At 73.1% G+C, this 20,310-nt stretch carries 17 protein-coding genes; 12 read left to right on the top strand and 5 right to left on the bottom strand.

The window, feature by feature from the left end; translation table 11 throughout:
* Nucleotides 1-191: 191 nt before the first annotated feature.
* Nucleotides 192-1,025 carry an isocitrate lyase/phosphoenolpyruvate mutase family protein gene (locus tag AB6L24_RS06240; protein ID WP_405652989.1) on the top strand — a complete coding sequence of 278 codons (834 nt, stop codon included), beginning with the start codon at nucleotides 192-194 and terminating at the stop codon, nucleotides 1,023-1,025.
* Between the two features lie 107 nt (nucleotides 1,026-1,132).
* Here AB6L24_RS06240 and AB6L24_RS06235 read toward each other — a convergent pair whose 3' ends face one another.
* Nucleotides 1,133-1,549, bottom strand: a complete 417-nt coding sequence (locus AB6L24_RS06235) for an SsgA family sporulation/cell division regulator (RefSeq protein WP_087886560.1) — start codon at nucleotides 1,547-1,549, stop codon at nucleotides 1,133-1,135.
* Nucleotides 1,550-1,901: 352 nt separating this feature from the next.
* Here AB6L24_RS06235 and AB6L24_RS06230 point away from each other — a divergent pair, with 352 nt between their 5' ends.
* A complete protein-coding gene (locus AB6L24_RS06230) occupies nucleotides 1,902-3,104 on the top strand; it encodes a WD40/YVTN/BNR-like repeat-containing protein (protein ID WP_405652986.1) in 1,203 nt (400 codons plus the stop codon).
* A 31-nt stretch (nucleotides 3,105-3,135) separates the two neighbouring features.
* Here AB6L24_RS06230 and AB6L24_RS06225 read toward each other — a convergent pair whose 3' ends face one another.
* On the bottom strand, nucleotides 3,136-3,435 hold the full coding sequence (locus AB6L24_RS06225) for a YciI family protein (protein ID WP_380855946.1): 300 nt from the start codon (nucleotides 3,433-3,435) through the stop codon (nucleotides 3,136-3,138).
* Between the two features lie 60 nt (nucleotides 3,436-3,495).
* On the opposite strand from AB6L24_RS06225, the gene AB6L24_RS06220 reads away from it, so the two are divergent.
* On the top strand, nucleotides 3,496-4,203 hold the full coding sequence (locus AB6L24_RS06220; protein ID WP_405652983.1) for an endonuclease V: 708 nt from the start codon (nucleotides 3,496-3,498) through the stop codon (nucleotides 4,201-4,203).
* Nucleotides 4,204-4,336: 133 nt separating this feature from the next.
* On the opposite strand, the gene AB6L24_RS06215 is transcribed toward AB6L24_RS06220, so the two are convergent.
* Nucleotides 4,337-5,524 (bottom strand): saccharopine dehydrogenase family protein, encoded by a 1,188-nt coding sequence (locus AB6L24_RS06215; protein WP_405652981.1) that lies wholly within the window; start codon nucleotides 5,522-5,524, stop codon nucleotides 4,337-4,339.
* A gap of 83 nt (nucleotides 5,525-5,607) precedes the next feature.
* Here AB6L24_RS06215 and AB6L24_RS06210 point away from each other — a divergent pair, with 83 nt between their 5' ends.
* The 6 genes from AB6L24_RS06210 (at nucleotide 5,608) to AB6L24_RS06185 (ending at nucleotide 13,254) form a co-directional block, all read left to right on the top strand.
* Nucleotides 5,608-6,048, top strand: coding sequence for an MmcQ/YjbR family DNA-binding protein (locus tag AB6L24_RS06210; RefSeq protein WP_405652979.1), 441 nt, complete (start codon nucleotides 5,608-5,610; stop codon nucleotides 6,046-6,048).
* A 169-nt stretch (nucleotides 6,049-6,217) separates the two neighbouring features.
* The gene (locus AB6L24_RS06205; RefSeq protein ID WP_405652976.1) at nucleotides 6,218-7,402 is read left to right on the top strand and encodes a CaiB/BaiF CoA transferase family protein; all 1,185 of its coding nucleotides are present in this window, start codon (nucleotides 6,218-6,220) and stop codon (nucleotides 7,400-7,402) included.
* A complete protein-coding gene (locus AB6L24_RS06200) occupies nucleotides 7,402-8,427 on the top strand; it encodes an LLM class F420-dependent oxidoreductase (RefSeq protein ID WP_405652974.1) in 1,026 nt (341 codons plus the stop codon). Before AB6L24_RS06205 ends, AB6L24_RS06200 begins: the two co-directional genes overlap by 1 nt.
* 21 nt (nucleotides 8,428-8,448) lie before the next feature.
* Nucleotides 8,449-9,591 (top strand): acyl-CoA dehydrogenase family protein, encoded by a 1,143-nt coding sequence (locus AB6L24_RS06195; RefSeq protein ID WP_405652971.1) that lies wholly within the window; start codon nucleotides 8,449-8,451, stop codon nucleotides 9,589-9,591.
* Nucleotides 9,592-9,705: 114 nt separating this feature from the next.
* Nucleotides 9,706-10,926 (top strand): acetyl-CoA C-acetyltransferase, encoded by a 1,221-nt coding sequence (locus AB6L24_RS06190; protein WP_405652968.1) that lies wholly within the window; start codon nucleotides 9,706-9,708, stop codon nucleotides 10,924-10,926.
* Nucleotides 10,927-11,055: 129 nt separating this feature from the next.
* Nucleotides 11,056-13,254, top strand: a complete 2,199-nt coding sequence (locus AB6L24_RS06185; RefSeq protein WP_405652966.1) for a 3-hydroxyacyl-CoA dehydrogenase NAD-binding domain-containing protein — start codon at nucleotides 11,056-11,058, stop codon at nucleotides 13,252-13,254.
* A gap of 30 nt (nucleotides 13,255-13,284) precedes the next feature.
* On the opposite strand, the gene AB6L24_RS06180 is transcribed toward AB6L24_RS06185, so the two are convergent.
* Nucleotides 13,285-14,034, bottom strand: a complete 750-nt coding sequence (locus tag AB6L24_RS06180) for a MerR family transcriptional regulator (protein ID WP_405652964.1) — start codon at nucleotides 14,032-14,034, stop codon at nucleotides 13,285-13,287.
* A gap of 156 nt (nucleotides 14,035-14,190) precedes the next feature.
* Between AB6L24_RS06180 and AB6L24_RS06175 the strand changes: the two genes are divergently transcribed.
* From AB6L24_RS06175 to AB6L24_RS06165, 3 genes are all read left to right on the top strand, one after another.
* Nucleotides 14,191-16,017 (top strand): AMP-dependent synthetase/ligase, encoded by a 1,827-nt coding sequence (locus AB6L24_RS06175; RefSeq protein ID WP_405652962.1) that lies wholly within the window; start codon nucleotides 14,191-14,193, stop codon nucleotides 16,015-16,017.
* Nucleotides 16,018-16,200: 183 nt separating this feature from the next.
* Nucleotides 16,201-17,664 carry an amino acid permease gene (locus AB6L24_RS06170; protein WP_405652960.1) on the top strand — a complete coding sequence of 488 codons (1,464 nt, stop codon included), beginning with the start codon at nucleotides 16,201-16,203 and terminating at the stop codon, nucleotides 17,662-17,664.
* Nucleotides 17,665-17,754: 90 nt separating this feature from the next.
* Nucleotides 17,755-18,600, top strand: coding sequence for an oxygenase MpaB family protein (locus AB6L24_RS06165; protein WP_405652958.1), 846 nt, complete (start codon nucleotides 17,755-17,757; stop codon nucleotides 18,598-18,600).
* 68 nt (nucleotides 18,601-18,668) lie between these two features.
* Here the strand turns inward: AB6L24_RS06165 and AB6L24_RS06160 are convergent, their stop codons facing one another.
* Nucleotides 18,669-20,186, bottom strand: a complete 1,518-nt coding sequence (locus AB6L24_RS06160; RefSeq protein ID WP_405652956.1) for a M1 family metallopeptidase — start codon at nucleotides 20,184-20,186, stop codon at nucleotides 18,669-18,671.
* Nucleotides 20,187-20,310 lie beyond the last annotated feature (124 nt).

Genomic DNA, 20,310 nt, shown 5'->3' with positions numbered 1-20,310 from the left:
GCGATGTGGGGGTCTGTCAACGGGCTTTTTCAGCGGGCGGGGCGCACCGGCGCTCCCGCGCGGTGGCCTCCACCACCAGCGTGCCGGTCCGGGCGGCCGACGCGCAAAGGAGTTTCCGCGCGGAGGGACGGCCGTCGATGATGTCGGATTCTCGCCAGCCCCCGCCCCGCGCCCCTGCTTGAGTACCGGCCATGACGAACCAGCACGCCACCGCGACCGCCTTCCGCGCCCTGCACACCCCCGGCACCCCGCTCGTCCTGCCCAACGCCTGGGACCTCGCGAGCGCCCGCGTCGTCGAGTCGGCCGGCGCCGCAGCCGTCGCCACCACCAGCGCGGGCCTCGCCTGGGCCCTCGGCGCCGCCGACGGGGACCGGCTGCCCCGGGACCGGGCGCTCGCCGCCGTCGCCGCCATCACGGCCGCGGTCGACGTGCCGGTGACCGCCGACATCGAGAGCGGTTACGCGAAGGACGCGGCGGGTGTCGCGGACACGGTGCGCGCCGTCCTCGCCGCCGGGGCGGTGGGCGTGAACATCGAGGACGCGCTGTACGGGGCGGCCGAGCCGCTGCGGCCCGTCGCCGAGCAGGCGGAGCGGATCGCGGCCGCGCGCGGCGCCGCCGACGCGGCGGGCGTACCGCTGTTCGTGAACGCGCGCGTCGACACCTACCTGCGGGGCGTCGGCGACGGTCCGGACGCCCGGCTCGCGCTGACCCTGGAGCGGGCCGCCGCGTTCCTCGCCGCGGGCGCGGACGGGGTCTTCGTGCCCGGCGCGGTGGCTCCGGACACGGTCAAGGCGCTGGTCGAGGGCGTCGACGGGCCGCTGAACGTGATGGTGGGTCCCGGCGCCCCGACGGTCGCGGAGCTGGCCGGTCTCGGCGTCGCGCGCGTCAGCGTCGGCTCGGGCATCGCACAGGCGGTGCACGCCCTGGTCCGCGACGCCGCGCGGGAACTGCTGACCGAGGGGACGTACGCGTCGCTGGCGGGCGGGCTCGACTACGGGGAGCTCAACGGTCTTCTCGGGCGCTGAGGCGGGCCGCGGCGGCGGAGTGGTGGGGGCTGAGGTGCGGCCGTCCGCTCAGGTGCGACGGTCGGCGGAGGTGCGGCGGGCGGGGCGGGGGCCGGGGCGGCCCCGGCTCAGCACGCGTCGCGCATCAGGTCGGCCAGGTCCTGGTCCAGGTCGACGTGCAGGTGCTCCTGTCCCGCGGGGACGAGGGCCGTCGTCCGCTGGAGGAAGCGGCGCAGGTCGCCGGTCTGGACGTGCACGATGGCCGTGCCCTCGGGGGCGTGGAACTCCAGGACCGTGCGGTCGTAGCCGTACGGCCGCACCCGCACGTCGCCGTCGCCCACCGCGTTCTCCACGCCGTGCGTGAGCAGTTCGCGGGCGAACGTCCAGTAGACCTCCACGCCCTCCAGCGTCGCCGGGGCCGGGAAGCTCATGCGGACGGCGAAGGGGTCGCGGCCGTCGTAGTGCAGGGTGGCGGGAATGGTGGGCATCCGGGGCGCGGCGGCGACCAGGCGGGCCTCAACGGCTTGCTCGATGACAGTGGACAACGCCTGCTCCCTCAACTCTGACGGCTGGACGACCGGGGTGTGCACGACCGGGGTCGGACACTTGAATAGACGTCGGAAACGGAGGATCCGTGCACGCGAGGACCCCTCTGGAGCGAGTGACCTCTGTCACCGCGACACCCGGGTACCACGACCGGTTCCCGTCGACCCCCGCTCGGGCGACCGCCGAAAGGCCCAGTACCGCCATCTGGACGAGGCCCTGGGCGTGGGCTAGCTTCGGCCCGCCATGAGGGCCACGGGGCAGCTGGACCGGGAGGGGCGTGCGATGCGTGAGGTACGTGGAATGCGTGCGGGGCGGACGATACGTGCGGGGAGTGAGGGTGATCCGGGGCGGGTGCGGGGCCCGCGGCGGTCCCGGTGGGCGAGCCGGGGGGTGTGGGCCGGGCTCGGCGCGGCGGCGCTCGCGCTGACGTCCGTGGCGGCGGTGCCGCCCGCGCAGGCCGGACCGGGCACGACCTCGGCGTCGACCGCGGCCGGCGCACCGGGCACCCCCTCTACCGCGGCCGACGAGCGGACCGGCACAGCGGCCGCACCCGCCACCGGCGCCACGCACCACCCGACCCGCCCCGCCTGGTCGCTCAAGCCCACCGGCACCGACGCCCGCTTCCGCGGCCTCGCCGCCGTCAGCCGCAGCACCGCGTGGACCGCGGGGACGAAGGGCACCGTGCTGCGCACGACCGACGGCGGCGCGAGCTGGCGGAATGTGTCACCGCCCGGGGCCGAGGGCCTGGAGTTCCGGGACGTCGAGGCGTTCGACGGGCGCCGTGCCGTGGTGCTCGCGATCGGCGAGGGCGAGGCGTCCCGGGTGCTTCGCACCGACGACGGCGGCGCGACCTGGACGGAGGCCTTCCACAACACCGATCCCAAGGCGTTCTACGACTGCATGACGTTCTTCGACCGCCGTCACGGCCTGGCGATGAGCGACCCCGTGAACGGCAAGTACCGCATTCTGTCGACCGCGGACGGCGGCCGCTCCTGGAAGGTGCTTCCCGACAAGGGCATGCCGAAGGCGCAGGAGGGCGAGTCGGGGTTCGCCGCGAGCGGGCAGTGCCTGGTCAGCTCGGGCCCGCGCGACGTGTGGCTCGCGACCGGCGGAGCCGCCCGCGCACGGGTGCTGCACTCCGCCGACCGGGGCCTGACGTGGACCGCCACGGACGCCCCGATCCCGGGCGGCGACCCGGCGCGCGGCGTCTTCGGCCTGGCCTTCCGCGACCGTGCGCACGGCATCGCGGTCGGCGGCGACTACCGCGCCGACCAGCAGTCGCCCCGCGCCTCCGCGACGACCACCGACGGCGGCCGCACCTGGCGTCCCGCCGCGAAGCCCGTCCCCGCGTACCGCTCGGGCGTCACCTGGCTCCCGCACACCCGCCGCTCCGCCCTCGCGGTCGGCCCCACGGGCACGGACCTCACGACGGACGGCGGCCGCAGCTGGCGGACGGTCGACACGGGTTCGTACGACACCGTCGACTGCGCGCGGGACCTCGGCTGCTGGGCGGCCGGGGAGAAGGGGCGGGTGGCGCGGCTCGAACGCGGGTGAGGACGGGGCGCGCGGCGGGCGGTCGCCGGGCTCAGCCCGGCAACTGCTGCCGGAAGCGGTCCAGCTCGGGTGCCGTCTTCGTCGCCAGGAACTCCGTGATGCGGTACGCGCACACACCGCCGACGGTGAACGGGTCGCTCGCCGCCAGCTTCTCGATCTCCTCCCGGCTCTCGCCCACGGCCAGGATCACGCCGCCGTCACGCGGGTTCTTGCGCCCCGACGCGATGAAGACCCCGGCCGCGTACTGGGCGTCCAGCCAGGCGACGTGGTCGGCGAGCAGGGCGTCGACGCGGTCGACGGGGGCGGTGTAGGTCAGCTCCATGACAAACATGATCGTGAGGCTACCCGGGCCCGGCCGCCGTCCCCGCCCACCCCTTAGGCTCGGCCCACCATGAACACGACCACCACCACGATCCCGCCCCTGCCCGCCGACTGGCCCACGGACGAGGCCGCGGCCCGCGCCGTCCAGGACGCCCTGCGCGAGCGGGTCGTCCGCGACGAGCCGGGGCCCCGGCCCGGCACCGGACACGTCACGGGCGTGGACGTCGCCTACGACGACGAGCGCGACGTGGTCGCCGCTGCCGTCGTCGTGCTCGACGGGGCGAGCCTGGAGGTCGTGGAGGAGGCGACGGCGGTCGGCCGGGTCGCCTTCCCCTACGTGCCGGGCCTGTTGGCGTTCCGGGAGGTCCCCGCGGTGCTCGCGGCCCTGGACGCGCTGACGGCCGACCCGGGGCTCGTCGTGTGCGACGGCTACGGCGTCGCGCACCCCCGCCGCTTCGGGCTCGCGAGCCACCTCGGCGTGCTGACCGGGCGGCCCACGATCGGCGTCGCCAAGAACCCGTTCACCTTCGCGTACGAGGTGCCGGGCGCCGCACGCGGCAGCGCGGCGCCGCTGCTCGACGGCGCGGAGGAGGTCGGCAGCGCGCTGCGCACCCGCGAGGGTGTCAAGCCGGTGTTCGTGTCGGTGGGCCACCGCGTGACCCTCGCCGACGCCCGCGCCCACACCCTCCACCTCACCCCGCGCTACCGCCTGCCCGAGACCACCCGCAGGGCGGACGCGCTGTGCCGGGCGGCCCTGCGGGAGGCGACGGGCGGCTGACGGGCGGTCCTGTGGGGGTGACAGGCGGCTGAAGGGGACGGACCTGTGCGGGGCGACGGGCGCCTGACGGTGCGGCAGGCGCCCCGAGGCGGCTTCGCGGCGCCTGCCCCGGGACCCGGCGCCCCGCGCCCGCTCAGCGCACCGCCGCCACCCGGAACCCGATCCCCGCGTCCATGAGGCGCCGGGTCAGCGCGTCGCCCATCGCCACGGCCGTGGTCACCTGGCCCGCGACGGCGGGCAGTTCGTCCAGGGCCAGGGACATCGCGCCCTCGGCGAGGATCTTCGCGGTCTCGCCGTAGCCGGGGTCGCCGCCCCACACCTCGGTGTACACGCGCCTGCCGCCGCCCTCGCCGACGAAGCGCATGGAGAACCAACTGGTCGCGCGGCGGGCCGCGTCGGGCCCCTCGCCGGGCTTGAGGAGGCCGCCGAGCCACCGCCGGGCCCCCGGCACCTGGGCCGCGGTGAACAGCGCGCCCGCGGCGGCCACCCCGCCGATGGCGACGGGGAGCGACTTCACGGCGGCGTAGTGGCGGTAGCGGAAGTCGGGTCCGTAGCGGGGCAGGGCCCGCGCGGAGCGCGCCACGATCTGCGGGTCGATGGTCGGCAGCGGCAGCGCCCAGGCTCCGACCTCCCCGGCGTAGCGGGGACCGCTCGCCGGGGTGGACGCGCGGCGCTCCACGAGCCGCGGTTCGTGCCGTCGCCGGTCCCGCGCGGCGGCCAGCATCTGCGGCCCGCGAGCGAACTGCTGCAGCACGGAGGAGAACGTACCGCCGGAGAAGCGCGCGTCGGCGCTGATGAATCCGTCGACGCGCAGCGGCACGTCCTCCGGGAGCTGGCGCACGGTGTAGTACGCGCCCAGGTCGTGCGGCACGGAGTCGAAGCCGCAGGCGTGCACCAGGCGCGCGCCGGTCTCCCGCGCGCGGGCGTCGTGCCGCACGTACACGAGGTCCACGAACTCGGGCTCGCCGCACAGGTCGACGTAGTCCGTGCCGGTCTCCGCGCACGCGGCCACCAGGTCCTGCCCGTGGCTGAGGTAGGGGCCGACGGTGCTCGCCACCACGCGCGCCCCCGCCGCGAGCTCCCGCAGGGCCACCGGGTCGGTCGCGTCCGCGTGCACGACGGGCAGCTCCGCGCAGCCGGGACGGTCCTCGGCGAGCCGCTCCCGCAGGCGGCGCAGCTTGGCCGCGTCCCGCCCCGCGATGGCCCACCGCAGGGTGTCGGGGGCGTGCGCGGAGAGGTACTCGGCGGTCAGCGCCCCCACGAAACTCGTCGCTCCGAAGAGCACGATGTCGTAGGGACGGTCCTTGTCATGACTGGTCATGGCACCTCTCAGCCGTGTGTCCCGCGCCGTTGTCGGTGGCTGAGGCTAGCGTGAACGGGCGGACCCCCGAACGAGGAGGTGCCATGGCGGACACGGCAGGACCGCAGGCGGGCGATCCGGAGCGACCGAAGAAGCAGAAGCGGCCGTCGAAGGCCGCGCTGGCCAAGTGGGAGCGGGTGCGGGGCTTCGCGCTCGGCCTTCCGGGCGCCACCGAGGAGTTCCCGTGGGGCGAGACCGTCGCGAAGGTTCACAAGAAAGTGTTCGTCTTCCTCGGCGTCGACGACGGCAGCTATCCCATGGGCGTCACCGTCAAGCTCACCGACGAGGCGGCGCACGCCCACGCGCTGACCGCCCCGGGCGCCGAACCCGCGGGCTATGGCCTCGGCAGGTCCGGCTGGGTGTCGATCCCGATGGAGGTCGAGGGCGCCCCGGCCGCGGACCTCCTGTGCGACTGGGTCGAGGAGAGTTATCGGACGATCGCACCGAAGAAGCGCGTGGCGGAACTGGAGGAGCGCGGCACATGAGGCCGCACGCCCCCACGCGGCCCGTGCGGAGCGCGCCGCCGCACCCTGCCGGGACCCGCCCCGGCCTGCCCCTCGGCTAAGCGCTTGCTCGTCAGGGGCTTGTGCGGAGTGGAACGCGTTCTTAGCATCACTGGTGTTACATCGGTTGTGTCACAGCGCTGGGGGCTCAATGGCAGTGCCGGACAAGGGCGTTCACGGGCCGCTCACCGGGGTGCGCGTGGTCGAGCTGGCGGGCATCGGGCCCGGCCCGTTCGCCGCCATGCTGCTCGCCGACCTCGGCGCCGACGTCGTGCGCGTCGACCGCCCCGGCGGCGGCGGACTCGCGATCGACCCCGCGTACGACATCACGAACCGCAACAAGCGCAGCGTCCTCGTCGACCTCAAGGCACCCGAGGGCCCGGCCCGCGTCCTCGACCTGGTCGCCCGCGCGGACGTGCTGATCGAGGGCTATCGCCCGGGCGTCGCCGAGCGCCTCGGCGTCGGCCCCGAGCCCTGCCACGCCCGCAACCCGCGGCTCGTCTACGGCCGCATGACCGGCTGGGGCCAGGACGGCCCGCTCGCGCGGCGCGCCGGGCACGACATCGCGTACATCGCCCTCACCGGCACGCTCGGCATGATCGGCGCGCCCGGCGAGCCGCCCACCGTCCCCGCGAACCTCCTCGGGGACTACGCGGGCGGCTCGCTGTACCTGGCCGTCGGCGTCCTCGCCGCCCTGCACCACGCGCGCGCCACCGGCGCCGGACAGGTCGTGGACGCCGCCATCGTCGACGGCACGTCCCATCTGTCCTCGATGATCCGCGGCATGCTCGCGGCGGGCAGCTGGCAGGACCGCAGGGGCGCGAACCTCCTCGACGGCGGCTGCCCGTTCTACGGCACGTACGAGACCGCCGACGGCGAGTTCATGGCCGTCGGCGCCCTGGAGCAGCAGTTCTACGACGAGTTCATCGCGCTCATCGGCCTCGCCGAGGTCGCCCCGGCGCGCAAGGACCTCGCGCGCTGGGGTGAGCTGCGCGAGGCGGTGGCCGCCCGGTTCCGGACGCGTACGCGCGCGGAGTGGACGGCGCTCTTCGAGGGCTCCGACGCCTGCGTGGCGCCCGTGCTCTCGCTGGGGGAGGCCCCGCACCACCCGCACCTCGCCGCCCGCGGCACCTTCACCGACCACGGCGGCATCACCCAGCCCGCGCCCGCGCCGCGCTTCTCCGCGACGCCCACGTCCGTGCGCTCGGGGCCCGCGCGGCCCGGCGCCGACACGGCGGCCGTGGCCCACGACTGGGACGTACCGGACCTGCTCGCCCCGCACGCACCGGTCCCGGCGGCACCCGCCCCGCACCACCCCGGCCAGGAAGGCGCCTGATGGAGATCTCCACCCCGCTCGCCTACGCGGGCGACCCGCGCGCGGGCGCCGACGCCGTCGCGGCCCTGGAACGGGCGGGCCTCGACGCCGTCTGGGTCGCCGAGGCGTACGGCTTCGACTCGCCCACGGTCATGGGCTATCTGGCCGCCCGCACCGAGCGCATGCGCATCGGCGCCGGGATCCTCAACGTCTACTCGCGCACCCCCGCGCTCATCGCCCAGACCGCCGCCGGGCTCGACGCGATCTCCGGGGGCCGCGCCATCGTCGGCCTCGGCGCGTCCGGGCCGCAGGTCGTCGAGGGCTGGCACGGCAAGGCGTACGACAAGCCGCTCGGCCGCACCCGCGAGACCATCGAGCTGACCCGCCGCATCCTGCGCCGCGAGGTCATCGACCACCACGGCATCACGGACATGCCGCTCCCCCCGGAGCAGGGCAGCGGCCTCGGCAAGCCCCTGAAGATCCTCACCAAGCCGGTCCGCCCCGAAGTGCCGCTGTACGTCGCGTCCCTGGGGCCCGCGAACGTCCGCATGACGGCGGAGGTCGCCGACGGCTGGCTGCCCACGCTCTTCCTGCCGGAGAAGGCGCACGAAGTGTGGGGCGCGCCCCTCGCCGAGGGCCGCGCCCGGCGCGATCCGGCGCTCGGCCCGCTCCAGGTCGTCGCGGGCGGGCTGCTCGCCATCGGCGACGACGCGGCGGCGGCCCGCGACCTCGCCCGGCCGCAGATCGCCCTCTACGTCGGCGGCATGGGTGCCGTCGGCAAGAACTTCTACAACGACCTGGCGGTCGCGTACGGCTACGAGAAGGAGGCCGCGCGCATCCAGGAGCTGTATCTGGCCGGGCACAAGAAGGAGGCCGAGGCCGCCGTGCCCGACGAGTTCTGCGAACTCATGTCGCTGTGCGGCCCCGCGGAGTACGTGCGCGAACGCGTCGAGGTGTTCCGCGCCGCGGGCGTCACCATGCTGAACGTCGTTCCTGTCGGCCCCGACCCGGCCGGACTCATCGAAACCGTCAAGGGCTGGCTCTAGGGCCGGGGAGGTCACTGACACATGCAACGGCAGCTCTTCGACCCCGAGCACGACGCGTTCCGCGAGACGGTCCGCACCTTCCTCGCCAAGGAGGTCCTTCCGCACTACGAACAGTGGGAGAAGGACGGCGTCGTCTCCCGCGAGGCCTGGCTCGCCGCCGGGCGCCAGGGCCTCCTCGGCCTCGCCGTGCCCGAGGAGTACGGAGGCGGCGGCAACCCCGACTTCCGCTACTCCGCCGTCCTCGCCGAGGAGTTCACGCGCGCGGGCGCCGCGGGCCTCGCGGTCGGACTGCACAACGACATCATCGGGCCGTATCTGACCGGGCTCGCCACCGACGAGCAGAAGCGGCGCTGGCTGCCCGGCTTCTGCAGCGGCGAGACCATCACGGCGATCGCCATGACCGAGCCCGGCGCGGGCTCCGACCTCCAGGGCATCCGCACGACCGCCGAGGACAAGGGCGACCACTGGCTGCTCAACGGCTCCAAGACGTTCATCTCGAACGGCATCCTGGCCGACCTCGTCATCGTCGTCGCCAGGACCACCCCTGAGGGCGGCGCCCACGGCCTGTCCCTGCTCGTCGTCGAGCGCGGCACGGCGGGCTTCGAACGCGGCCGCAACCTCGACAAGATCGGCCAGAAGGCCCAGGACACCGCCGAGCTGTTCTTCAACGACGTGCGGGTGCCCAAGGAGAACCTGCTCGGCGAGCTCAACGGCGCGTTCGTGCACCTGATGACGAACCTCGCGCAGGAGCGCATGGGCATCGCCGTCGCCGGGATCGCCGCCGCCGAGTACCTCCTGGAGATCACCACCGCGTACGTCAAGGAGCGCGAGGCCTTCGGGCGCCCGCTCGCCAAGCTCCAGCACATCCGGTTCGAGATAGCCGAGATGGCCACCGAGTGCGCCGTCACCCGCACCTTCCTGGACCGGTGCATCGTCGACCACTCCGCCGGCACGCTGGACGCCGTGCACGCCTCCATGGCCAAGTGGTGGGCCACCGAGCTGCAGAAGCGGGTCGCGGACCGCTGTCTGCAACTGCACGGCGGCTACGGCTACATGACGGAGTACCGCGTCGCGAAGGCGTTCACCGACGGCCGGATCCAGACCATCTACGGCGGCACGACCGAGATCATGAAGGAGATCATCGGGCGCTCGCTGCTCGGCTGACCTCCCGCACCTCCCGCACCACCAGCGCCCCACGCACCACCCGCATCCCCCCGGGGCGCACCCCGCGCCCCCTCCCGAACCTCCCCGGACCGACTTCCCCTGAAAGGCTCTGGCGTGACCACCGAAGCGTATGTGTACGACGCGATCCGCACCCCGCGCGGACGCGGCAAGGCGAACGGTGCCCTGCACGGCACCAAGCCGATCGACCTCGTCGTCGGTCTCATCCACGAGATCCAGGCCCGCTTCCCCGGCCTCGACCCGGCCGCCATCGACGACATCGTGCTCGGCGTGGTCGGCCCCGTCGGCGACCAGGGCTCCGACATCGCGCGGATCGCCGCCATCGCCGCCGGACTGCCCGACACCGTCGCCGGCGTCCAGGAGAACCGCTTCTGCGCCTCGGGCCTCGAAGCGGTCAACCTGGCCGCCATGAAGGTCCGTTCGGGCTGGGAGGACCTGGTCCTCGCGGGCGGCGTCGAGTCGATGTCGCGGGTGCCGATGGCCTCCGACGGCGGCGCCTGGTTCGCCGACCCGATGACCAACTGGGACACGAACTTCGCGCCCCAGGGCATCGGCGCCGACCTCATCGCCACGATCGAGGGCTTCAGCCGCCGGGACGTCGACGAGTACGCGGCCCTCTCCCAGGAGCGGGCCGCCGCGGCCTGGAAGGAGGGCCGCTTCGAGCGGTCCGTCGTGCCCGTCAAGGACCGCAGCGGCCTCACCGTGCTCGACCACGACGAGCACCTGCGGCCCGGCACCACCGCCGACTCCCTCGCCAAGCTCAAGCCGTCCTTCAAGGACATCGGCGACCTGGGCGGCTTCGACGCGGTCGCGCTGCAGAAGTACCACTGGATCGAGGAGATCGACCACGTCCACCACGCGGGCAACTCCTCCGGCATCGTCGACGGCGCCTCGCTGGTCGCCATCGGCACCAAGGAGGTCGGCGAGCGCCACGACCTCACCCCGCGCGCCCGGATCGTCTCCGTGGCCGTCTCCGGGTCCGAGCCGCTGATCATGCTCACCGGGCCCGCGCCCGCCACCCGCAAGGCGCTCGCCAAGGCCGGCCTGAGCATCGACGACATCGACCTCGTCGAGATCAACGAGGCCTTCGCGGCGGTCGTCCTGCGCTTCGTCAAGGACATGGGCCTGTCCCTGGACAAGGTCAACGTCAACGGCGGCGCGATCGCGTTGGGGCATCCCCTTGGGGCGACCGGGGCGATGATCCTGGGCACGCTCGTCGACGAACTCGAGCGCAGGGACCTCCGGTACGGGTTGGCCACGCTGTGCGTGGGCGGGGGTATGGGCATCGCCACGATCGTGGAACGGGTCTCCGGCTGAGCGCCGGTGGGGCTGGTGTCCGTCGCCGACCGCGACCAGCCCCCACCGGCGGTCAGTCGGCCATGATCCCCCGCCGCCCTCCCCGGATTCCGCCTCCCCGCCACCACAGACTTCACGGAGACAAGAGACATGACCGAGAGCACCACCATCCGCTGGGAACAGGACGACACCGGCGTCGTCACCCTCGTCCTCGACGATCCCAACCAGTCCGCGAACACCATGAACCAGGCGTTCAAGGACTCCATCGCCGCCATCGCCGACCGTGCCGAGGCCGCCGTCCAGGCGGACAAGGACGCGATCCGGGGGTTCATCTACACCTCCGCGAAGAAGACCTTCTTCGCGGGCGGCGACCTGAAGGACATGATCCAGATCGGCCCCGAGAACGCCCAGGTGGCGTTCGAGACCGGCACCGCCATCAAGAACTCGCTGCGCCGCATCGAGACCCTCGGCAAGCCCGTCGTCGCCGCCCTCAACGGCGCGGCCCTCGGCGGCGGTTACGAGATCGCCCTCGCCAGCCACCACCGTGTGGCCCTCGACGCGCCCGGCGCGCAGTCGAAGATCGGCCTGCCCGAGGTCACCCTCGGCCTGCTGCCCGCGGGCGGCGGCGTCACCCGCACCGTACGCCTCATGGGCATCGCCGACGCGCTCCTGAAGGTGCTGCTCCAGGGCACCCAGTACACGCCGAAGCGGGCCCTGGAGAACGGCCTCGTGCACGAACTGGCCGCCACCCCCGAGGAGATGATCGAGAAGGCCCGCGCCTTCATCGACGCCCACCCCGAGTCGCAGCAGCCCTGGGACGTCCCCGGCTACCGCATCCCCGGCGGCACCCCGGCGAACCCCAAGTTCGCCGCCAACCTGCCCGCGTTCCCCGCCAACCTGAAGAAGCAGCTGGCGGGCGCCCCCTACCCGGCGCCGCGCAACATCCTCGCGGCCGCCGTCGAGGGCTCCCAGGTCGACTTCGAGACCGCCCTGACCATCGAGGCCCGGTACTTCACCGAGCTGGTCACCGGCCAGGTCTCCAAGAACATGATCCAGGCGTTCTTCTTCGACCTCCAGGCCGTCAACGCAGGCAGAAACCGCCCCCAGGGCATCGGGTCGCGGACCGTCCGCAAGGTCGCCGTGCTCGGCGCCGGGATGATGGGCGCGGGCATCGCCTACTCCTGCGCCCGCGCGGGCATCGAGGTCGTCCTCAAGGACGTCTCCGCCGAGGCCGCGCAGAAGGGCAAGGCGTACTCGGAGCAGCTGTGCGCCAAGGCCGTCTCCCGGGGTCGTACGACGCAGGAGAAGGCGGACGCGCTGCTCGCCCTCATCACACCGACCGCCGACCCGCAGGACGTGGCGGGCTGCGACGCCGTGATCGAGGCCGTGTTCGAGGACCCCGCGCTCAAGCACAAGGTGTTCCAGGAGATCCAGGACATCGTCGAGCCGGACGCGCTGCTGTGCTCCAACACCTCCACGCTGCCCATCACCGCGCTCGCCGAGGGCGTCGCCCGGCCGGTCGACTTCATCGGCCTGCACTTCTTCTCGCCCGTCGACAAGATGCCGCTCGTGGAGATCATCAAGGGCGGGCGCACCGGCGACGAGGCCCTGGCCCGCGCCTTCGACCTGGTCCGCCAGATCAACAAGACGCCGATCGTCGTCAACGACTCGCGCGGCTTCTTCACCTCGCGCGTCATCGGGCACTTCATCAACGAGGGCGTCGCGATGGTCGGCGAGGGCATCGAGCCCGCGTCGGTCGAGCAGGCCGCCGCCCAGGCCGGCTACCCCGCCAAGGTCCTCTCCCTCATGGACGAGCTGACCCTCACTCTGCCCCGCAAGATCCGCAACGAGTCCAAGCGGGCCGTCGAGGAGGCGGGCGGCACCTGGCCGAGCCACCCGGCGGAGGGCGTCATCGACCGGATGATCGACGAGTTCGGGCGCACCGGCCGCAGCGGTGGCGGCGGCTTCTACGAGTACGGCGAGGACGGCAAGCGCACGCGCCTGTGGCCGGGCCTGCGCGAGCACTTCACCAAGCAGGGGCACGAGATCCCGTTCCGCGACATGCAGGAGCGGATGCTGTTCTCCGAGGCGCTCGACACGGTGCGGCTCGTGGAGGAGGGCGTCCTGACCTCGGTCGCCGACGCCAATATCGGCTCCATCTTCGGCATCGGCTTCCCGGGCTGGACGGGCGGCGTCCTGCAGTACATCAACGGCTACGACGACGGGGCCGGGCTGCCCGCGTTCGTGGCCCGCGCACGGGAGCTCGCCGAGCGCTACGGCGAGCGGTTCGCGCCGCCCGCGCTGCTCGTGGAGAAGGCCGAGCGGGGCGAGACGTTCAGCGACGACTGACGGCCGTCGCCCCGGGAGCGCGGGAGTGGCTCAGGAATCCTTGAGCCACTCCCGCAGCTCTCCCTTCAGCGACCGCTGGAACGCCGTCACCAATGCCTGCACCACCAGCGGCTGCATATGGGCCGAGAGCGAGCGCATCGCGGCCACGTGCTCCGGGTCGGACTCCCGTTCGCGGTAGGGCCCCCACACCTCGTCGCGGAAGAGCCGGGACAGCTCGTGCGCCGCCGAGCGCGTGTGTTCCATCAGGACCGTGCGCGCGGCGAGGATCGTCTCGTGCGCGATCGGTACGCCGAGCAACTGCACGCCGAGCCGCAGCAGCCCGGTGTCCACGCGGAAGCGGTCGGCGTCCTCGGCGTACGCGACGACCCCCATCGCCGCGAGCCGGTCCACGTCCGCGCCCGACAGCGCGCGCCCCGCCCGGCGCTCCAGCTCCGCGCGGGACATGTCCTCCGCGCCCTCCGGCGCCCACGAGGCCACCACCGCGCGGTGGATCGCCAGGTCGTGCGCGCTCAGACCGGGCGGCAGCTGCTCCAGATACCGCTCGATCGCGGCGAGCGTCATGCCCTGGTGCTGCAACTCCTCGATGAGGGCGAGCCGGGACAGATGCTCCTGGCCGTAGTGGCCCACGCGGCGCGGGCCGATCACCGGCGGCGGCAGCAGGCCCCTGGTGCTGTAGAAGCGGATCGTGCGGACCGTGACCCCCGCGTGCGCGGCCAGCTCGTCGACCGTGAACGTCGCGCCGTCGTCCGTCTCCGTCGACCGCTCCGTGCCCGTCGTCATGGCTCCGCGTCACCTCCCCGGCTTGCGGCACTGCGGTGCACCTGCTGTGCAGCAATGCGGTGCAACAGTATTGCTGTGCCACCACTGTTGTGAAAGTCTCCGGGCCAGTCACGCAACGTAGCCGATGACGAACCCACGGTGCCAGGAGGCGGTTTCATGACCACGATCCTGCGGCTTCCCGCAGACCCGGCCCGCATCACCTTCCCCGCCCTGCTGCTGCGCAACGCCGAGGACCACCCCGAACTCCCCGCCCTCTCCTGGCGCGAGGGCGCCGGCTGGACGACGCTCACCTGGAGCGAGGTCCGCCGCAAGACCGCCGTCCTCGCCGCGGGGTACGCAGCGCTCGGCGTCACACGCGGCGAGCACGTCCTGATGATGATGGACAACACCCCCGAGCACTGGCTGAGCGACCTCGCCCTGGTCCACCTCGGCGCGGTCCCCGTCACCGTGTACGGCACGTCGGCCCCCGAGCAGATCGCGCACATCGCCCGGCACAGCGGCGCCCGCGTCGCGATCGTCCAGGGCGCGCGGGAGCTGCCCCGCTGGGAGCCCCTGCTCGACGACCCGACGGCGCCGCTCGAACGCCTCGTGGTCGTCGACCCGGCCGCCGCCGGACCGCACCGGACGTACGGCTCGCTGCACGCCACCGGCGCCCGCCTGTTCAGCCCGGACACCTTCGAGAAGACCTGGCGGCAGATCCGGGCCACGGACCCGCTGACCGTCGTCTACACCTCGGGCACCACCGGCGACCCCAAGGGCGTGCGCCTGACGCACGGCATGGTCGTGGGCAACGGCATCGCCCTGGACTCCGTGATCGAGTTCCCCGAGCACGTCGGCCACATCTGCTACCTGCCGTTCGCGCACATCGCCGAGCGCATGCTCGGGATCTATCTGCCGCTGCTCCGTGCCGCCCACGTGTATCTGTGCGCCGAGCCGACGCAGGTCGCCGCCACGGTGCGGGAGCTGCGCCCGCACCAGTTCTTCGGCGTGCCGAGGGTGTGGGAGAAGCTCGCCGCGGCCGTGCGGGCGGCGCTCGCCGGGCTGCCCGAGGAGCAGCGCCTGGCGGTGGCGGCCGCGAACGAGACGGCCCGCGCCCACGTGGCCTGCCGCGAACGCGGCGAGGAGCCGTCCGCCGAGCTGACGGCGGCGTACCGCGAGGCCAAGGAGGGTGTGCTCGACCCGCTGCTCGCGCTCGCCGGGTTCGACCGGCTGCTGTGGACGGCCAGCGCGGCGGCGCCGATGCCGGTGGACGTGGTCCGCTTCTGGGCGGGCTTCGGCCTGGTCGTCATGGACGCGTGGGGGCTGACCGAGACGACGGGCGTGGTCACCATCAACAGCCCCGCGGCCTTCCGGCTCGGCTCCGTGGGCAAGCCGCTTGCGGGCATGGAGGTGCGCGTCGCCGTCGACGGCGAGGTCATGGTGCGCGGCCCGTACGTCTTCGCGGGCTATCTGCGCGGCGAGGGCCACGGCGGCGGGGTGGACGGGGTCTGCGACGCGGACGGCTGGTTCGCGACCGGCGACATCGGGCACCTCGACGACGACGGCTTCCTGTGGATCACCGACCGCAAGAAGGAACTGATCGTGACGTCCAACGGCAAGAACGTCGCGCCCGCGCTCGTCGAGAACGCCCTCAAGGAGCACCCGCTGATCGGCCAGGCCCTCGTCCACGGCGACGGCCGCTCGTATCTGGTGGCGCTGCTCGTCCTGGACCCCGAGATGGCACCCGCGTGGGCGGCCGCACACGGCGTCGACGCCACCGCCGTCGGCGCCCTCGCCGACCACCCGGACGTGCGCGCCGAGATCGACCGCGCCGTCGAGGCGGCCAACGCGCGCCTCAACCGCACCGAGCAGATCAAGAGGTACCGGCTGCTCGACAAGGAGTGGAGCCCGGAGTCGGGGGAGCTGACGCCGTCCCTGAAGCTGCGGCGCCGGGTCATCAGAGAGAAGTACGCCGACGTCATCGACGGTCTGTACACCGGGTGACGTAGGCCTGTACAGACGCCGCCCACCATGTGAGAAGTGCCGCTATGTGATGTGCGCCACCGCATCCGGAACCATCCCTGAGGGAAGGTGTCGCGTTGGTCCGCGCACGTCAGGGGTGCTGCGGGCCCGCAGCACATCCGGACCCCGGAACCTCTTCCGGGCACCACAGAGTGGACCTTCCACGTGAGCAACGACGCCGTAGACACGGCCGCGGACGCCCGCACTGCGTCCCAGGCCGCCCCCGCGGACGCGGGCGACGCCGGTTACAGCAAGGACCTCAAGGGCCGCCACGTCAACATGATCGCGATCGGTGGCGCGATCGGCACCGGCCTGTTCCTCGGGGCGGGTGGCCGCCTCCACTCGGCGGGCCCCGCGCTCGCCGTCGCGTACCTCGTGTGCGGCATCATCGCCTTCTTCGTCGTACGCGCCCTCGGCGAGATGGTCCTCTACCGGCCCTCGTCCGGCTCCTTCGTGAGCTACGCCCGGGAGTTCCTGGGCGAGAAGGGCGCCTACGTCGCCGGCTGGATGTACTTCCTCAACTGGTCGACCACGTGCATCGCCGACATCACGGCCATCGCGCTCTACACGCACTACTGGAGCTTCTTCACGGACATCCCGCAGTGGCTGCTCGCGCTCGCCGCGCTCGCTGTGGTCCTCGCCGTGAACCTCATCTCCGTGAAGTGGTTCGGCGAGATGGAGTTCTGGTTCGCGATCATCAAGGTCGCGGCGCTCGTCGCGTTCATGTTCGTCGGCATCTTCCTGGTCTCCACCCAGCACAAGGTGGGCGGCGAGACCCCGGGCCTGAACATGATCACCGACCACGGCGGCTTCCTGCCGAACGGCCTGATGCCGGTCGTGATCGTCCTCCAGGGTGTCGTCTTCGCGTACGCCTCCCTCGAGCTGGTCGGCGTCGCCGCGGGTGAGACCAAGGACCCGCAGAAGGTCGTCCCGCGCGCGGTGAACTCGATCATGTGGCGCGTGGGTGTGTTCTACGTCGGCTCGGTCGTGCTGCTCGCGCTGCTGCTCCCCGGCTCGGTCTACTCCGCCGACGAGAGCCCGTTCGTCACGGTGCTCTCCAAGATCGGTGTCTCCGGTGCCGGTGACGTGATGAACTTCGTCGTCCTCACCGCCGCCATGTCCTCGCTGAACTCCGGCCTGTACTCCACCGGCCGCATCCTGCGCTCCATGGCCATGGCGGGCTCGGCGCCGAAGTTCACGGCGAAGATGAACCGCAACCAGGTGCCCTACGGCGGCATCCTGCTCACCGCGTCGGTGGGTGTCCTCGGTGTCGCCCTCAACCGCGTGGTGCCGGACAAGGCGTTCGAGATCGTCCTGAACGTGGCGTCGCTCGGCATCATCGGCACCTGGATCAGCATCATGGTCTGCCACCTCGCCTTCGTCCGCAGGGCCAAGGAAGGCCACCTGACCAGGCCGAACTTCCGGCTGCCCGGCAGCGGCGTCACGCAGTACATCACCATCGCCTTCCTCCTGGCCGTGCTCGGCCTGATGTGGAAGGACGCCGAGGTGGGCCGCAAGACGCTCTTCCTCATCCCGATCGTGGCGGCCGCCCTCACCGTCGGCTGGTACGCGATCCGCCGCAAGCAGGACCGCGAGACGGACCGCGAGGCGGCCGAGCTCGGCAAGTAGCACCGGCGGCGCGCCCGGCGAGAGCCCGCGCGCGGCCCGGGCGGCGGGCGGTGTCCTTCGGGGCCCCCCCCGCCGCCGCATACTGGTGGTGTGCCCGACCCCGCGCCACCCCCGCCCGACGGGATCCTGTGGGACATCGCCGGTGAGTACCGCACGCTCCTGGCCCTGCCCGCCGCGATGGTCCTCCAGGTGGCGCACCCGGCGGTCGGCGCGGGCGTCGACGAGCACTCGGTGTTCCGCACGGACCCGTGGGGGCGCGGCGCGCGCTCGATCAGGTCCCTGCTGCTCTGGGTGTACGGGGGCGAGGCCGCCGCCGACGAGGGGCGCAGGCTGCGCGCGCTGCACCGCGGCATCCGGGGCACCGACACCCGCGGGCGGCGCTATCACGCGCTCACCCCCGCGAACTACGCCTGGGTGCACGCCACCGGATTCCCCGTCTACCTGCACTCCCGGGCCTGCCTGGGGCAGCCGTTCACGCCCGCGCAGGAACGGCAGCTGTACGCGGAGTGCCTCCAGGTGGGCCGGGTCCTCGGGCTCCACGACCGGGACATGCCGCAGTCCCTGGAGGAGTTCTGGCCGTACTACCGGCGGATGCTCGCGGAGGAGCTGGAGCAGACGGCCGTGGTGCGCGAGCTGGTGGCCGTCGACACCCCGCTGCCGCCGCCGGACCGCGGACCGCGGGCGCTGCGGACGGCCCTGCGTGTCCTGTGGCCCGTGCTGCTCCCGGGCCTCGCCCGGTTGCGGCGCTTCCTCACCGTGGGCCTGATGCCGCCCGACGCCCGCGCCGCCGTCGGCCTCGCCTGGACGCCCGCCCAGGAACGCCGCCTGCGCCGCTTCGGCCGCGCGGTCCGCTGGGCGTACCCGCGCCTGCCCGAAGTCCTCCGCTACGCGCCCTTGGCCCGCCGGGCCCGCGCGGCGCGGCGCGCGCGGGGCTGAGCGACGCCCCCGCCCGGCACCGGAGCACCGGGCGGGGGCGTGCGGCACGCGCCGCGGAGCGGGAGCCGTCAGCGGTGGTCGTGCTTCTCGACCCGCTCGCCCGCGTGCTCGTGGTCGTGGAGGGAGTTCGTCGCGGCGATCTTCTTCCAGGACTTCGGCTTGGCCGGGGCGGCCTTGCCCGCCGCACGGGCGACACCGGCGTCGCGCGCGGCCGGGGCACCCGGCTTCCCGGCCTTGTAGAGCCAGGTGTCGAAGAGGGCGGAGAGCGGCTTGCCGCTGACCTTCTCGGCGTAGGTCACGAAGTCGCGCACGCTCGCGTTGCCGTACGCGTTCTCCTTCGGCCAGCCCTTCAGGATGCGGAAGAAGGTCTTGTCGCCGACCTCGTTGCGCAGGGCCTGCAGGGCGAGCGCCCCGCGGTCGTACACAGCGATGTGGAACTGGTTGTCCGGGCCCGGGTCGCCCGGCTTGACCTGCCAGAAGGGGGAGTCCGCCGCGTTGTTCGCGTACACGAAGTCGGCGAGCTCCTGAGCCGTGCCCTCGCCCTCCTTCTCCGACCACAGCCACTGGCTGTAGCGGGCGAAGCCCTCGTTGACCCAGATGTCCTTCCAGTTCTCCACGGAGACGCTGTCGCCGTACCACTGGTGGGCCAGCTCATGGACGACGATGGAGACGTTGGAGCCGTTCGCGAACGCCCTCGGGCCGTAGAAGGGCCGGGTCTGGGTCTCCAGGGCGTAGCTGGCGGGGACGTTCGGGACGTAGCCGCCGAGCGCGTTGAACGGGTACTTGCCGAAGACCTCCTCCAGCCACTCGGCGACCTCGGTGGTCCGCTCGATGCTGGCGCGCGCGGCGCCCGCGTTGTCGCCGAGGTCCTTGCTGTAGGCGTTGAGGACGGGCAGGCCGTTGTCGGTCTTGTCCGTGGTGATGTCGAACTTGCCGACGGCGAGCGTGGCGAGATACGTGGCCTGCGGCTTGTTGGAGCGCCAGTTGAAGCGGGTCCAGCCCAGCTTGGAGGACTGCGACTGGAGCACGCCGTTGGAGATGGCCTGGGTGCCGTCCGGCACGGACACCGACACGTCGTACGTCGCCTTGTCGCGCGGGTGGTCGTTGCCGGGGAACCACCAGGCCGACGACTCCGGCTCCTGCGCCGCCACGCCGCCGTCGGGCGTGCGCTGCCAGGCCGTGAAGCCGTGGATCTTGACCTCGGAGGGCTTGCCCGCGTAACGGACCACGATCGAGACCGAACTGCCCTTGGGCAGGCCCGCCTTCGGCGTGATCTCCAGCTCCTGCTCGCCGGTCTTGGCGAACGCCGCCTTCTTGCCGTTGACCCGGACCTCGCTGACCTTCAGGCCGAAGTCGAGGTTGAAGCGGGAGAGGTCCTGGGTGGTGGTGGCCTGGAGGGTGGCCGTGCCCTCCAGGAGGTCCGTCTTCGGCTGGTACTTCAGGCGCAGGTCGTAGTGGGAGACGTCGTAGCCGCCGTTGCCCGCGTCGGGGTAGTAGTGGTCGCCGGCGCCCGGGGCCCCGGGGGGGAGGGGCCGCCGGGGCGGGCGAGCCCCCCCCCCCCGCGCCCCCCCCCCGCCCCCCCCCAACTCCCCTGCCCCCCCGCGGGGGGGCCCCCGCACGCGCCCCGGGGCCCGGGGCCCCCCCCCCCCGCGTCCGGCACGAGGTGAAGCACGATGCGGTCGACCCTATTGAGCACTCCCGCCCCTGGCC

Source organism: Streptomyces sp. RK9 (genome assembly GCF_045070545.1).
GTDB classification, from domain to species: domain Bacteria; phylum Actinomycetota; class Actinomycetes; order Streptomycetales; family Streptomycetaceae; genus Streptomyces; species Streptomyces alboflavus.
The sequence above is the reverse complement of the archived record's forward strand: the minus strand, read 5'-3'. Positions and strand labels throughout refer to the sequence as shown.

Bases quoted from the DNA above. Each gene is read 5' to 3' on its own strand.
- AB6L24_RS06175 (WP_405652962.1), top strand. From the start codon at position 14,191: ATGACCACGATCCTGCGGCTTCCCGCAGACCCGGCCCGCATCACCTTC.
- AB6L24_RS06215 (WP_405652981.1), bottom strand. From the start codon at position 5,524: ATGACCAGTCATGACAAGGACCGTCCCTACGACATCGTGCTCTTCGGA.
- AB6L24_RS06210 (WP_405652979.1), top strand. From the start codon at position 5,608: ATGGCGGACACGGCAGGACCGCAGGCGGGCGATCCGGAGCGACCGAAG.
- AB6L24_RS06185 (WP_405652966.1), top strand. From the start codon at position 11,056: ATGACCGAGAGCACCACCATCCGCTGGGAACAGGACGACACCGGCGTC.
- AB6L24_RS06205 (WP_405652976.1), top strand. From the start codon at position 6,218: ATGGCAGTGCCGGACAAGGGCGTTCACGGGCCGCTCACCGGGGTGCGC.
- AB6L24_RS06180 (WP_405652964.1), bottom strand. From the start codon at position 14,034: ATGACGACGGGCACGGAGCGGTCGACGGAGACGGACGACGGCGCGACG.
- AB6L24_RS06195 (WP_405652971.1), top strand. From the start codon at position 8,449: ATGCAACGGCAGCTCTTCGACCCCGAGCACGACGCGTTCCGCGAGACG.
- AB6L24_RS06240 (WP_405652989.1), top strand. From the start codon at position 192: ATGACGAACCAGCACGCCACCGCGACCGCCTTCCGCGCCCTGCACACC.
- AB6L24_RS06200 (WP_405652974.1), top strand. From the start codon at position 7,402: ATGGAGATCTCCACCCCGCTCGCCTACGCGGGCGACCCGCGCGCGGGC.
- AB6L24_RS06225 (WP_380855946.1), bottom strand. From the start codon at position 3,435: ATGTTTGTCATGGAGCTGACCTACACCGCCCCCGTCGACCGCGTCGAC.
- AB6L24_RS06220 (WP_405652983.1), top strand. From the start codon at position 3,496: ATGAACACGACCACCACCACGATCCCGCCCCTGCCCGCCGACTGGCCC.